General features: G+C 73.4%; 11 protein-coding genes and 1 pseudogene. 2 read left to right on the top strand and 10 right to left on the bottom strand.

Going from position 1 to position 13860, the window contains the following annotated elements:
- The first annotated feature begins 197 nt into the window (after positions 1 to 197).
- Positions 198 to 2603 carry a phosphoketolase family protein gene (locus ACZ51S_RS06585; RefSeq protein ID WP_468802518.1) on the top strand — a complete coding sequence of 802 codons (2406 nt, stop codon included), beginning with the start codon at positions 198 to 200 and terminating at the stop codon, positions 2601 to 2603.
- Between the two features lie 78 nt (positions 2604 to 2681).
- Here ACZ51S_RS06585 and ACZ51S_RS06580 read toward each other — a convergent pair whose 3' ends face one another.
- From ACZ51S_RS06580 to ACZ51S_RS06540, 9 genes and pseudogenes are all read right to left on the bottom strand, one after another.
- Complete coding sequence (locus tag ACZ51S_RS06580; RefSeq protein ID WP_468477762.1) at positions 2682 to 3326, bottom strand: carbonic anhydrase; 645 nt, start codon at positions 3324 to 3326, stop codon at positions 2682 to 2684.
- 135 nt (positions 3327 to 3461) lie between these two features.
- Complete coding sequence (locus ACZ51S_RS06575) at positions 3462 to 3857, bottom strand: DoxX family protein (protein ID WP_468959942.1); 396 nt, start codon at positions 3855 to 3857, stop codon at positions 3462 to 3464.
- Positions 3858 to 3890: 33 nt separating this feature from the next.
- Positions 3891 to 4632: pseudogene (locus ACZ51S_RS06570) on the bottom strand (anti-sigma factor).
- Entirely contained in the window at positions 4629 to 5222 is a 594-nt protein-coding gene (gene sigK, locus ACZ51S_RS06565) for an ECF RNA polymerase sigma factor SigK (RefSeq protein ID WP_468959939.1), read from the bottom strand. Before sigK ends, ACZ51S_RS06570 begins: the two are co-directional and overlap by 4 nt.
- A gap of 463 nt (positions 5223 to 5685) precedes the next feature.
- Positions 5686 to 6507, bottom strand: coding sequence for an ABC transporter ATP-binding protein (locus ACZ51S_RS06560; protein ID WP_468477766.1), 822 nt, complete (start codon positions 6505 to 6507; stop codon positions 5686 to 5688).
- Entirely contained in the window at positions 6504 to 7526 is a 1023-nt protein-coding gene (locus tag ACZ51S_RS06555; protein WP_468960198.1) for an ABC transporter ATP-binding protein, read from the bottom strand. Before ACZ51S_RS06555 ends, ACZ51S_RS06560 begins: the two co-directional genes overlap by 4 nt.
- Positions 7527 to 7531: 5 nt before the next feature.
- A complete protein-coding gene (locus ACZ51S_RS06550; RefSeq protein WP_468959937.1) occupies positions 7532 to 8410 on the bottom strand; it encodes an ABC transporter permease in 879 nt (292 codons plus the stop codon).
- Positions 8407 to 9360 carry an ABC transporter permease gene (locus ACZ51S_RS06545; RefSeq protein ID WP_468802699.1) on the bottom strand — a complete coding sequence of 318 codons (954 nt, stop codon included), beginning with the start codon at positions 9358 to 9360 and terminating at the stop codon, positions 8407 to 8409. Before ACZ51S_RS06545 ends, ACZ51S_RS06550 begins: the two co-directional genes overlap by 4 nt.
- On the bottom strand, positions 9357 to 10988 hold the full coding sequence (locus tag ACZ51S_RS06540; protein WP_468959935.1) for an ABC transporter substrate-binding protein: 1632 nt from the start codon (positions 10986 to 10988) through the stop codon (positions 9357 to 9359). The genes ACZ51S_RS06545 and ACZ51S_RS06540 overlap by 4 nt, the downstream gene beginning before the upstream one ends.
- Before the next feature lie 131 nt (positions 10989 to 11119).
- On the opposite strand from ACZ51S_RS06540, the gene ACZ51S_RS06535 reads away from it, so the two are divergent.
- A complete protein-coding gene (locus ACZ51S_RS06535; protein WP_468802697.1) occupies positions 11120 to 12211 on the top strand; it encodes a LacI family DNA-binding transcriptional regulator in 1092 nt (363 codons plus the stop codon).
- On the opposite strand, the gene ACZ51S_RS06530 is transcribed toward ACZ51S_RS06535, so the two are convergent.
- The gene (locus ACZ51S_RS06530; RefSeq protein ID WP_468959933.1) at positions 12178 to 13812 is read right to left on the bottom strand and encodes an amidohydrolase; all 1635 of its coding nucleotides are present in this window, start codon (positions 13810 to 13812) and stop codon (positions 12178 to 12180) included. The two genes, ACZ51S_RS06535 and ACZ51S_RS06530, sit on opposite strands and share 34 nt — an antisense overlap.
- Positions 13813 to 13860: the final 48 nt, after the last annotated feature.

Genomic DNA, 13860 nt, shown 5'->3' with positions numbered 1-13860 from the left:
GCGGACCCTGCCGGCCTCCATGACGACGATCACTGCCGCCGCGCGTGTGCGCGTGGCCCATCCGGCCCTTATCGCGACGTATCCGCTGTGTCAGCGTCGTCGGGGGCATGTGCGCTTACGACCATGGGGCCGTGTGTCCGTGGACCGCGGGGCGGTCCGCTCCGGCTCCCGCCGCGACCCCACACGATGGAGGAAGCATGCGCAAGGACGAGCGTCCGGCCGGCGTACCGCTGACCGACGAGGAACTCGGTGCGCTCGACGCGCACTGGAGGGCCGCCAACTACCTGTCGGCCGGCCAGATCTACCTGATGGACAACCCGCTGCTGAGGAAGCCGCTGGAACCGGCGCACATCAAGCCGCGGCTGCTCGGCCACTGGGGCACCTCCCCGGGCCTCAACCTCGTGCACACCCACCTCAACCGGATCATCAAGCGGCACGGCGTCGACGCGCTGTGCGTCTGGGGTCCCGGGCACGGCGGGCCGGCCGTTCTGGCCAACTGCTGGCTGGAGGGCAGTTACAGCGAGGTCTACCCGGACGTGAGCCGCGACGAGGACGGCATGACCCGGCTGTTCCGGCAGTTCTCCTTCCCGGGCGGGGTGCCGAGCCATGTGGCGCCCGAAACCCCCGGCTCGATCCACGAGGGCGGTGAACTGGGCTACTCCCTGTCGCACGCCTACGGCGCGGCCCTGGACAACCCGGACCTGCTGGTGGCGTGCGTCGTCGGCGACGGCGAGGCGGAGACGGGACCGCTCGCCGCTTCCTGGCACTCCAACAAGTTCCTCGACCCCGTCCACGACGGCGCGGTCCTGCCGATCCTCCACCTCAACGGCTACAAGATCGCGAACCCGACCGTGCTCGCGCGGCTGCCCGAGGCCGAGCTCGACGAACTGCTGCGGGGCTACGGCCACGACCCGTTGCACGTCACCGGTGACGACCCGCACCAGGTCCACCGGGCCATGGCCGCGGCGATGGACACGGCCCTCGACCGCATCCGGCACGTCCAGCGGCAAGCCCGTACCGGTGCCTCCGCCGGACGGCCGCGCTGGCCGGTGATCGTCATGCGCACGCCGAAGGGATGGACCGGGCCGGCCGAGGTCGACGGCCTGCCCGTCGAAGGTACCTGGCGCTCCCACCAGGTACCCCTGGCGGAAGTCCGCGACGACGACGGCCACCGGGCCCAGCTGGAGGCGTGGCTGCGCTCGTACCGCCCCGAGGAGCTCTTCGACGAGAACGGCCGGCCGAACCCCCAGGTGCTGGAATGCGTGCCGGAGGGCGAACGGAGGCTGGGTGCGACCCGGCACGCCAACGGCGGCCTGCTGCTCCGGGACCTGCCCCTGCCTCCGCTCGAACGCTTCGCCGTCCCCGTGGACCGGCCCGGCGCCACCCGCCACGAGCCGACCGGGGTACTCGGACAGCTGCTCGAAAGCGTCATGGCCACCACCGGCGACCGCCGCGACTTCCGCCTCGTCGGCCCCGACGAGACCGCCTCCAACCGCCTCCAGGCCGTGTACGCCGCGAGCGGCAAGGCGTGGCAGGAGCCGGTCCTGGAGACCGACGAGCACCTCGACCGGCACGGCAGGGTCATGGAGATCCTCTCCGAGCACACCTGCCAGGGCTGGCTGGAGGGCTACCTGCTGACCGGGCGGCACGGGCTGTTCTCCTGCTACGAAGCCTTCGTGCACATCGTCGACTCCATGGTCAACCAGCACATCAAGTGGCTCAGGACCTCCCGCGCCCTGCACTGGCGCGCACCGGTCGCCTCCCTCAACTACCTGCTGACCTCCCACGTGTGGCGCCAGGACCACAACGGCTTCTCGCACCAGGACCCCGGCTTCGTCGACCACGTCCTGAACAAGAGCCCCGAGGTGGTCCGCGTCTACCTTCCGCCGGATGCCAACACCCTGCTGTCGGTGGCGGACCACGTACTGCGCAGCCGGGACTACGTGAACGTGATCGTGGCCGGCAAGCAGCCGTGCTTCGACTGGCTCTCCCTCGACGAGGCCCGCGCGCACTGCGCCCGCGGGGCCGGCGTGTGGGCGTGGGCGGGCACCGAGGACGGCACGCGCGATCCGGACGTCGTCCTCGCCTGCGCCGGTGACGTACCCACCCAGGAGGTCCTCGCGGCGGCCGGCCTGCTGCGGCACCATCTGCCCGGGCTCGCCGTTCGCGTGGTCAACGTCGTGGACATGACCCGGCTCATGCCCCACGAGGAACACCCCCACGGCATGACCGACCTGGAACACGACGCCCTGTTCACCCCCGACAAGCCGGTGATCTTCGCCTACCACGGCTACCCCTGGCTCGTGCACCGCCTGGCCTACCGCCGCACCGGCCACCCGAACCTGCACGTCCGCGGGTACAAGGAGAAGGGCACCACCACGACCCCCTTCGACATGGTCGTACGCAACGACCTCGACCGCTACCGGCTCGTGATGGACGTGATCGACCGCGTGCCGGGACTGGCCGTACGGGCCGTGGGCGTACGGCAGGCCATGGCGGACGCCCGCGTCCGCCACCACGCCTGGATCCGCGAACACGGCACCGACATGCCCGAAGTCACCGACTGGACCTGGGGCGACGACCGGCCGGCCGGGGGCCGGTGAGCGGCACGCCCCCCGGCTCTCGCTCCGCGCCGGTATGGCGCGCGCCGGGGGGCGTGACCGGCCGGTGGACGGGGGTGGTCAGGACGCGGTGGGGACCTGCACGTCGAGGCCGCGGGCGGCGACGAGCTGCGCGCTGCCGTCGGCCAGCCGGTACGACATGCCCACGACGCCGAGGCGGCCGGCGGCCACCGCCTCGGCCAGGACGCGGGAGCGGTCCAGCAGCAGGTCCACCGTGTGCTCGATGTGCTCGGCCAGGATCTCGTCGGCCGTCTCGCGTCCGGCGGCGCGGGCCGCCAGCACGCTGGGGGTCACCCGTTCGACCACGTCGCGGACGAAGCCGCCCGGCGTCTTCCCGTTCTCCAGGGCGGAGCAGGCCGCGGCGACGGCGCCGCACGAGTCGTGACCGAGGACGACGACCAGCGGCGCGTTGAGGACGGCGACGCCGAACTCGATGGAACCGAGGATTTCGGTGCCGGCGACGTGCCCGGCGGTGCGGACCACGAACAGGTCGCCCAGGCCCCGGTCGAAGATGATCTCGGCGGCCAGCCGGGAGTCGGAGCATCCGAACAGCACGGCGAAGGGCTGCTGGGACGGTGCCGTCTGGGTGCGGCGTGCGGCGTCCTGGTTCGGGTGCTCGGGGGCGCCGGTGATGAAGCGCTTGTTACCGGCCATGAGCAGGTCGAAAGCGTCGCGGGGCGACGGCGTCTGGATCTTCTCAGTCATGGCGGCAGCCTACGAGGTGACTCCAGCCGGCGCACCGGCCGACCTCGGCACGTGTCGGGGTCGGCCCGGTTCACGACCGGAACGGGGTCGTCATCGCGCACGTGCCGGCACTTCCCGCCACCGGGCCGCTCCTCCTCACCCGTCGGCGCCGTCGGCGCCACGCCTGACGTCCTGCATACCGGCGTGGCGCGCCCAGAGGACCAGCGGAACCTGGAGGGGAAGCCTCGCGTAGGCGACGGTTCTCGCGGCCGCCGAGCGGTGACGCCAGTCGTAGGCCATCTTGACGTTCGCCGGGAACACTCCGGCGAAGAACAGCGCGGTGGCCCGGGCACCGGCCCTTCGGGTCGCCGGCAGCGCTAGACCGGCGGCCAAGGCGAGTTCGACCGCGCCGCTGGCCTTTGTCCAGGCCCGGGGGCTGCCCGGCAGGGAACGCGGCACGATGGAGTCGAATTGCCTGGGGGCGATGAAGTGGGCCAGGCCCGCCGAGGCCATCAGGCCGGCGAGCAGAAGCGCGGAACGCGCAGGGGTCATCGGGGTTCCTTCGGGGGTGGGGAGTCCGCCCGGTCAGGCGGGGAGGGTCATCAGGAGCAGGGGGACGGTGGTGGGCCGGGGGGAGCCTCCGGCGGGTTCGAGGGTGAGGCCGACGGCGCCCGCGTCGGCGGGGTCGCCGGTCAGGACGACGGTGCCGTCGCCGTGGACGAGTCCGGCCGGGCGCATGGTGCCGTCGTGGTCGAGCCACAGCTGGTAGGTCTTGCCGGTGCCCGGTGCGGGCAGGTTGGCGGCGGTGAAGACGGCCTTGTTCTGGCGCTCGGAGGCGACGACGGTGGTCAGGGCTCCGTTGGCAGCCCGTCCGTGGACGGTGCGGGCGTCCGGAGCCGCCAGCACGGCGCTGACCGCGTCGAGCTGCCGCTGCGCCTGGCGGGCCTGCTGTTCGAGGTCCTGCCCGTTCCGCGTCTGCCACACCGCCCAGCACGGCCGCGGCCACGCAGGCGGCCAGTGCCAGGGGCACGGCCCGGCGTCGCAGCGTGCCGCCGAGTACGGGCGCCGCGCCGCGGGCGGGGGTGCGTGGGGGCAGCTGGCGCACCCCGTCGATGGCGGCCATGACCTGTGCCTTGGCTGCCGGAGGCGGCGGCTGGGCGACCGCCGCCGCCAGGCGTGCGGCGGTCGCCCGGAACTCGGCGGCTTCCTGCCGGCACGCCTCGCACGCCCGCAGGTGGGCATCGAAGTCCTCGCGTTCCTCATCGTCAAGTGCCCCCAGCGCGTAGGCGGCAACCAGGGTGTGGGCGTCGGTGGCGTGGTGTTTCACGTGGTCACCCCCATGCAGTCGCGGAGCCGGATGAGCCCGTCGCGCATGCGTGTCTTGATCGTGGGAAGCGGAGTGCGCAGGGCTTCGGCGACTTCACGGTAGGTCAGCCCCCGGTAGCAGGCCAGGGTCACCGCCTGCCGTTGCAGTTCGGTCAGTCCGCGCAGGCAGCGGCGGACCTGCTCGGACTCCAGGCGGGTCTCGACCTGTTCGGTGACCTCGTCGAAGGCGGTGGTGTGATCTCGGGCAGCCTGGGCCTGTTCGCGGTCGGCGGATGCCTGGGCGGAACGGACCCGGTCCACGGCACGCCGGTGTGCGATCGTCGCCGCCCACGCCGTCACCGCTCCGGCCTCGGGCCGGTAGCGCGCCGCCTGCCGCCACAAGTCGATCATGACCTCTTGGGCGACCTCCTCGGACTGCGCCCGGTCGCGCACGACTTTGACCACGATGCCGAACACCAGCGGTGCGAGGGCGTCGTACAGGACGGAGAAGGCCTGCTTGTCGCCGTGCGCCACCCTGCCCATGATCTCGGTGAGCTCGCCGGGGCCGGGGCGGCCGTCGTGGCCGGTGCCGAAGGGAAGCGGTTGGTTCACCTGTGCCGCTCCGGCCGTGGTGAGAAGGCGAAGGGGGGCCGGGGGCGGCCGTCGGGGGGCGGGGCGTCCATCGCATGCCGGTCCTTTGTCGTCGCTCGTTCGGGCCGGACCGCCCGGGGCCGGGCCGGTCACCGACCTCCAGAAGAGTGCCCCGGGGACCGGGGATCGGGTTTGGGGTAACCGGGGACGGCCCCGGTGACGAAGCGCCACCCATCCACGTGCCCGTCCGCTACGAAGAACGGACGACGCATGAGCGATGGAGGAGGCCCCGGTGGGCGTGAACCCAGCCCGGATGAGCATCTGCGGGTAGCCGGAGGCCGAGGACGGATCGCGCATCGCCCAGCGCGGCCGGGGCCATTCGAGGGCCTGGGAGTTGAGTGAGGTGGCCGGCCCGTCGAGCCTCGTCGGCCGGTGGCGCCGTCCGGTTCACCGGACGCCCCCGGCGCCGGTGGACCGGTGGCGTTCACCGGCCCGCGGGGAACCGGCCGCGCCGGGGCACCGAGTCCAGGAGGAGCCGGGTGTACGGGTGTTGCGGCGCCTCCAGGACCCGGGAGACCGGGCCCGTCTCCACGACGTGACCCGACTTGAGGACGAGGACCTCGTCGGCGACGTGCCGGACCACCGCCAGGTCGTGCGTGACGAACAGGTAGCCGATCCCCGACGCGCCGCGGATCCGGGCGAGGAGTTCGAGTATCTGTGCCTGGATCGACACGTCGAGCGCGGCGACCGCCTCGTCGAGGACGAGGACCCGCGGCTCCACGGCGAGGGCGCGCGCGATCGCCACGCGCTGCCGCTGGCCGCCGGAGAGGTCACGGGGGAGGGCGGCGGCCTCGCGGGTGCCGAGACCGACCTGGTCCAGGAGCTGGGCGGTCCGGGCGTCGCGGCCCGGCGCGTCGAGGGCCGTGTGGAGGCGCAGCACCTCGTCCAGGCATCCGGAGACGGTCACCCGGGGATCGAGCGAGAGGTACGGATCCTGGAAGACCATCTGGATCTCCCGGGCCCTGGCCAGCCGTTCCGCCCGCCGCCGGGGCCGCGTGGAGCGGTCCCGGCCGTCCAGGCGGACGGTCCCGCCGTCCGGGCGCTCCAGGCCGACGAGCATCCGCACGGTGGTGGTCTTGCCGCTGCCCGACTCGCCGACGATCGCGAGGCAGGCCCCGGGCGCCAGCGAGAACGACACGCCGTCGACCGCCGTGTGGTCCCCGTACCGCTTCCGCAGGCCTTCGACGACCAGGCCCTCGACGGCCGGGCCCGCCACGGCCGGTTCCTCCTTCGCTGAGGCGGTCACAGCGTGATCCCTTCGTCGGCGCGGTGGCAGGCGGCGAGTCCGTCGCCGTGCCGGGTGAGTGCGGGCTTCTCCCCGGAGCAGCGGGGGACCGCGTGGACGCAGCGCGCGGCGAAGGCGCAGCCCGGCGGTGCCTCGGCCAGGGAGACGGGACGCCCGGGGATGGGGCGGGGGGCGGGCGCGCCCGCTTCGATGCTCGGCGTGCAGGCGAGCAGCCCCGCGGTGTACGGGTGCCGCGGGCGGTCGAACAGCTCGTCGGTGCCGCGCGTCTCCACGATCCGGCCCGCGTACATCACGTACACCCGGCCGCAGACGGTCGCGGCCAGTTCGAGGTCGTGGGTGACGAAGAGCAGGCCGGTGCCGCGTTCGGCGCGCAGCCGGGTGAGGAGTTCGACGATCTCCGCCTGGGTCGTGACGTCCAGGGCGGTGGTCGGTTCGTCGGCGACGATCAGCGCGGGTTCGGCCGCGAGCGCGGCGGCGATGACCACCCGTTGGAGCATGCCGCCGGAGAACTCGTGCGGACGGCGGCGCAGGGCGCCGCGCGGGTCCCGGATGCCGACCGCGTCGAGGAGTTCCAGGGCCCGCGCGGTCGCCGTGGCGGCCGGGGTCCCGGCCGCGCGCAGCCCTTCGGTGAGGAAGTCGCCGACGCGGCGCAGCGGGTTCAGGGAGGCGCGCGGGTCCTGGTGGACCATGGCTACCTGCCGGGACCGGAGCCCGGTCAGCTCGGCGCGGCTCATGGTGAGTACGTCCCGTCCGGCGACCCGGACCTCGCCGCTGGTGCGTGCTCCGGCGGGCAGCAGCCCGAGGACGCTGCGGCACGCGACCGACTTGCCGGAGCCCGACTCGCCGACGAGGCCGACGCTCTCCCCGGGGCGCACCCGCAGCCCGACTCCGTCCAGGATGGGCCGCGCGGCCCGGTCGGCGGTCAGCCGTACCCCGAGCCCGTCGATCTCCAGGACCGGATCCCCGCCGCCGGCCGCCGGGACCGCAGTCGTGTCCGTCCGTCCCCGCTGTTCCTTCACGTGCTTCACCGCTTCCGCCTCGCGATCCGGTCGGCGAGGCCCTCGCCGACGATGCCGAACGCCACCACGGCGAGCACGATGCACGCGGAGGGGGCGAGGGCGGGCAGCATCGCCCCCTGCTGGACGGCCGACTGGCCCTCGTTGATCATGGCGCCCCAGTCGGCGGTCGGCGGCTGCACGCCGAAGCCGAGGTAGGAGAGCGCCGCCAGGTCCATCAGCGCGTACCCGAAGTTCATCGCGGACTGGGCGAAGAGGGTGGGGGCGATGTTGGGCAGCAGGTGGCGCAGGCAGACGTTCCAGCCGGACCAGCCCTGCACCCGGTAGGACTCGATGTACGGGCGGGCCTTCTCCTGGCGCGCGATGCCGCGGACCAGGCGGCCCACGTACGGGGTGTAGGCCACCGCCATCGCGATCACGGGCGCGGTCATCCCGGGGCCGACGACGGAGACGAGCAGGATCGCGAGCAGGAGTCCGGGGATCGCGAACGCCATGTCCATCGAGCGGGACAGGACCGAGTCCGCCCAGCCGCCGCGCCAGGCCGCCACCACGCCGAGCAGGGCGCCGGCCAGGGTGGAGGTGCCGACGACGAGCAGCGGGCCGAGCAGCCCGGTGAGGGCCCCGTGCATCAGCCGCGACAGGATGTCCCGCCCGGACTGGTCGGTGCCGAGGAGGTGCTGGCCGGTGGTCCCGGCCAGGCTCGCCGAGAGGTCGACGGCCTCGGGGTCGTACGGCGCGAGGACGGGGGCGAGCACGGCGATCAGGACGAGAGCGGCGAGCACCGCGGCCGAGGCGGTGAACAGCGGCCCCTGGGCGACGAGGCGCAGGGGGCGCAGCCCGGGCCTGCGGCGCAGGACGGCGGGCTCCGGTGGTGCGGTGGTGGTCATGAGGAGCCTTCCCCGTGGAGCGACAGCCGGGGGTCGATGAGGGGTGCGAGAAGGTCGACCGCGAGGTTGACGAGGACGAAGGCGCCCACGCTGAGGAGGGTGATCGCCTGCACGACGGCGAAGTCCTTGGCGGTGACCGACTGGACGAGCAGGGAGCCGAGCCCCGGCACGTCGAAGGCGGTCTCGACGATCGAGGTGCTGATGAGGAGTCCGGCGAGCATCGTGCCGCCGACGGTGACGACCGGGCCGAGCGCGTTGCGCAGGACGTGGCGGCGGACCACGGTCCGCCCCGGGACGCCGCGGGCGCGTGCCACCTCGACGTGTTCCCGGCCGAGTTCGTCGAGCATCGCCGAGCGGGTCACCCGGGCGAGCAACCCCGCGAAGGTCAGCGCCAAGGCGACGGCCGGCAGGGTCAGGTGGTGCAGCCGTTCGGGGAATCCGGCGGCCGTGCCGCCGGGGCCGGGGAACCAGCCCAGACGGACGGAGAACAGGGACACGAGCGCGATCGCGGTCACGAAGGGCGGGGTGGCCGTGGCGAGGCCGCTGCCGAGGAGCACCGCGCGGTCCAGCGGCCCGGGGCGCAGTGCGGCGAGGACACCGGCCGCCGTGCCGATGAGGGCGACGAGCAGTGCCGCGTACCCCACGAGCAGGGCCGTGCCGGGCAGCCGGGATCCGATGAGCGCGGAGACGTCCTGGTGGAACTGGGCGGAGCTGCCGAAGTCGCCCCGCAGTACGCCGCCGAGCCACTTGGCGTACTGCACGGTCAGCGGGTCGTCCAGGTGGTACTGGGCCCGCAGGGCCGCCACGGCCTCGGGGGTCGCGGGGCGGCCGTGGAGCAGGAAGGACACCGGGTCGCCCGGGGCCAGGTGAACGCTGCCGAAGACCACGAGGGAGGTCACGAACAGCACCGCCGCCAGGCCGAGGACGCGTCCGACGAGGTAGCGCGTCATTTGGCGGCGGCCCCGATCGTAGCGGCCCACGGGTAGTACAGCTGGGCGATCCCGGTCGGGGCGCCGGTCGCGCGCTTGCCGAGGAAGAGCACGTACGGCGCTTCGTAAAGAGGGATGACCGGCAGTTCGCGCATCGCGATCCGCTGGAGTTCGGCGGTCAGCTCCGCGCGCTTGCCCGCGTCCGGTTCGGCGTTGGCCCGGTCGAAGGCGGCGTCGAAGGCGGCGTCCGACCAGTTGCCGTAGTTCCCGAAGTCGCCGGTGCGCAGGTATTGGTAGAACTCCAGCGGGTCCGGGGTGTTGTCGTACCCGTTGGTGATGACCAGGTCCAGGCCGGCGCGTGCGGCGGGGTCGACGAAGATGCTGCCGTACGCCTCGGGGGGCACCGGCTTCAGCTCGACGTCGAGGCCGATCGCGCGGCCGGCGGCCTGTACGGCGTTGGCGACGACGCTGATCTCGGGGGCGAGCGTGCTGGTGACCAGGGTGATCTTACGGCCGGCGGCGCCCGCCTCCTGGACGAGCTTCTTCGCGGCGCCGAGGTCGTAACGGGGATCGGGCAGGGTGTCGTAGAGCGCGGCGGTCTTCTCCGGGGCCAGCGCCCACGCGCCGCGCGCGGCCGGGGCCTTGGCGGGGACGCCGACGCCGCCGGCCGCGGCCTTGATGATGTTCTTCCGGTCGAGCGCCAGGGAGAGGGCCTCGCGTACCCTCACGTCGCCGAGCGGCCCGCCGAAGTCGAGCACGGCGAGGTTCGACGCGGCGGTGTTGGGACCGAAGAGGACGCTGCCCTTCCCGCTGGAACGCAGCTGTCCGATCGTGGCGGGGGCCACCATGTACCCGCCGTCGGCGGTGCCGGAGAGAAAGGCGTTGGTGCGGGCGGCCGGGTCCTCGATGAAGGTGAACCTCACGGCGGCGGACTTGGGGGCGAGCTGGGGGTCCCAGTAGGCGTCGTGCCTCTTCAGGGTGATCTCGGCGCCCTGGGACCAGGTGTCGAGGGCGTACGGACCGGTGCAGTTGACCTTGCCCGCGGGGGTGCCGTAGTCCTTGCCGGCCTTGGCGAGGGTGGCGGCGCTCTCGATGGTGCCGGGGGAGGCGGCCATCAGCTCGTGGAGCAGGACGTCGGGCTTGGTGAGGCGGAGGGTGACCTCCAGCGGTCCGGTCTTCTCCACGGCGCGGACGTTCTTGAACGCCGAAGCCCAGGGGGAGCCGGTCGCCGGGTCCGTCTGGCGCTGGAGGGAGGCGACCGCGTCGTCGGCCGTCAGGGTCGTGCCGTCGTGGAACCTCACCCCGGGGCGCAGGGTGTAGACGAGCGTGAGCGGGTCGGGGCGGTCGTACTTCACCGCGAGGCCGGACTCGATCTTCATGTCGGGGGTGACCCGCATGAGCTGCTCGCACACGTTGGCGAGCACGGTGTTCGGCGGGTAGTCGTACGCGAGGGCGTAGTCGAGCGTGTAGGGCTCGGCGTACAGGGACCAGGTGAAGGAGTCCAGCGGGCCCTGGGCGGCCGGCGAGAGCGGAGCCACCCGGTAGCCGGTTCCGCCTCCGGTCCCGGGCGTGGTGGCGCCGGAACAGGCACCGGTGGTGGCCGCGAGGGCGGCGCAGAGGAGAAACGCCGTGCTTCGGGACATGCGCATGCAGACCCACCCCTTTACGGGTGTAGTGACGGGCGCTGGGGGATGGAGCGAGTATTGATGCGGGAACGTTCCCGCACAAGGCCGTGCGGGAACGGTTTTGCAAGGGTCACGAGGGTGGCAGCATCAGTCGCATGACCGAAGCCTCCCCGCACGGCGGGCAGCCCTCGCAGCCCCTCCCACGCGTGCGCCTCGTCGACGTGGCCCGCGAGGCGGGCCTGTCCAAGACGACCGTCTCGGCGGCACTGAACGGCACCGGAAGACTCTCTCCCGAAGTCCGGGAGAGGGCCCGCGAGACCGCGCGCAGAATGGGCTACCGGCCCAATGCCACCGCGCGCCGGCTGCGCGCGGGACGGGCCAGATTGATCGGATACGTGGTCGGGGAGTTCGCCGACGCCCCCTGGACCTTCCTGGAGTCGCCGTACTTCGCCCGGCTGACCGCGGCCACCGCGGCGACGTCGCTGCGACGCGGCTACGCCATGGTGCTGCTGCCCGCCGGCTCCCTGCAGAGCGAGTGGGCCGACCTGGCACTCGACGCGGTGGTCGTCGCCGACCCGGTCGACGGCGACCCGGTCGTCGAGGACCTCCTCGCCGCCCGCATCCCCGTGTTCAGCGACCGCTCCGTCGAGGGACGGCCCGGGGCGTACTGGGTGGACGTGGACGCGGGCGGCGCCGTGCGCGGGGCCCTCGACCACCTCCGGGAGCAGGGAGCCCGACGGCCCGTCCTCGTGGTGCCGGACAGCACCACCCGCTTCCACACCGACGTGTTCGCCGCGCACCGGGAGTGGTGCGCCGCCCACGGCCTGCCGGAACGGTTGGTACGCGTCGAGGCACCGGGCAACGGTCCCGTCGTACGCGCCGTCGAGACCGCCCTCGCGGGTGACCCGGCGGCCGGCCGGGCGCGGCCCGACGCCCTCCTCGTCGTGGCCGAGGCGAGTCCGCCCCTCGTCCTGGACGCGGCACGCCGGCTCGGCTACGAGGTCCCCGGCGACCTGCTCCTCGTCTGCGTGAGCGAGGACGTCACCGCCGAGCACACCGAGCCGCCCGTGACCACCCTGAGCCTGCGGCCCGAGGCGATCGCTGAGGCGGGCATCGGCATGCTCGTGGCGGTCCTGGAACACGGCGAGCGGGAGGCGCCGGGGGCGCTCGTCGCGACCCGCCTCGACGTCCGTGCGTCATCGGTCCGGCCGACTCAGCCCGCGTACACGAGCCGGCCGCCCACATAGGTCCGCTCCACCCGGGCCTGCGCGATCTCCTCGGCGGGCGCCGTGAGGATGTCGCGGTCCAGGACGACGAGGTCCGCGAGGTTGCCGGCCCGCAGGCTGCCCGCGTCGTCGTGACCGTTCACATGGGCGGCCCCGGCGGTGTAGGCGGCCAGCGCGGTCGGCAGGTCGAGCCGCTGCTCGGGGTAGAAGACCCGGTCGTGGCCCGCCTCGGGATCCCGGCGGTTCACGGCCACGTGGAGGCCCGCCAGCGGATCAGGGCTGCTCACGGGCCAGTCGCTGCCCGCGACGAGGGTCGCGCCCGCGCGCACCAGATCGCCGAACGGGTACTGCCAGGCGGCGCGCTCCGGGCCCAGGAACGGGATGGTCAGGTCGTCCATCTGGGGCTCGTGGGCCGCCCACAGGGGCTGGATGTTGGCCAGGGCGCCGAGTGGGGCGAAGCGGGAGAGGTCCTCGGGGTGGACGACCTGGAGATGGGCGAGGTGGTGCCGGTTGCCACGGTGTCCGTTGGCCGCCACCGCCGACTCGATCGCGTCCAGGGCCTCGCGCACGGCCCGGTCGCCGAGGGCGTGGAAGTGCACCTGGAAGCCGAGGGCGTCGAGCTCCGTCACGTATCCGCGCAGCGCTGCGGGCTCGACGAAACTCAGGCCGCTGTTGGCGGTGGCGCAGCCGCAGCCGTCAAGGTAGGGGGAGGTCATGGCGGCGGTGAAGTTCTCCGCGACACCGTCCTGCATGATCTTCACCGAGGTCGCGCGGAACCGTCCGGCCCGGAGCTTCTCGCGGCGGGCCACCAGCTCGGGGATCTGCTCGGCGCCCCGTGCCCGGTCCCACCAGAGGGCTCCGGTCACGCGGGCGGTGAGCGAGCCGTCCCCGGCGGCGGTCATGTAGGCGTCCGAGGGGTCGGGCCGTCCGTTGAGGTCACCGAGCATGGCGTCCTGCCAGCCCGTGATGCCGAGGGAGTGCAGCAGTTCCTGGGCCCGGAGCAGCCCGGCGAGGAGTTCCGCCGGCGTGCTCGCCGGCAGCAGCCGGCCGACTAGCGAGGTGGCGCCCTCCTGGAGCATGCCGCTGGGAGTGCCGTCCGGCTCGCGCTCGATCCGGCCGTCGGCGGGATCGGGAGTGGCGGCCGTGATTCCGGCGAGTTCGAGCGCCCGGGTGTTGGCCCAGGCGCCGTGGTGGTCCCGGTTGGACAGCAGCACCGGGCGGTCCGGGACGACCGAGTCGAGCAGCTGCCGGGTCGGCAGTCCGCCCTCGAAGCTCTCCATCGACCAGCCGCCCCCGGTGATCCACTCGCGGTCGGGGTGCGCGTCCGCGTACGCGCGGACCAGGGCCAGGTAGTCGTCCACGCCGACGGTCCCGGTCAGATCGCATTCGGCCAGTTCCGCCCCGGCGAAGACCGGGTGCATGTGGGCGTCCTGGAAGCCGGGGAGCAGCAGCTTCCCCGTCAGGTCGACCACCTCGGTGCCGGGACCCACGAGTTCGCGTACCTCGTCGTGGCCGACGGCCGTGATCCTGTCGCCGGTCACGGCGAGCGAGGTCGCCCGGGTGCGGGCCGGATCCACCGTGAAGACGGGGCCGCGGGTGAAGACCAGATCGGCCTTGGCCATTCGAAACTCCTGAGCATGAGGCGACGGGCGTGGCGCCATGGAAGCGGC

The organism is Streptomyces sp. NPDC034043 (assembly GCF_055575675.1).
The sequence above is the reverse complement of the archived record's forward strand: the minus strand, read 5'-3'. Positions and strand labels throughout refer to the sequence as shown.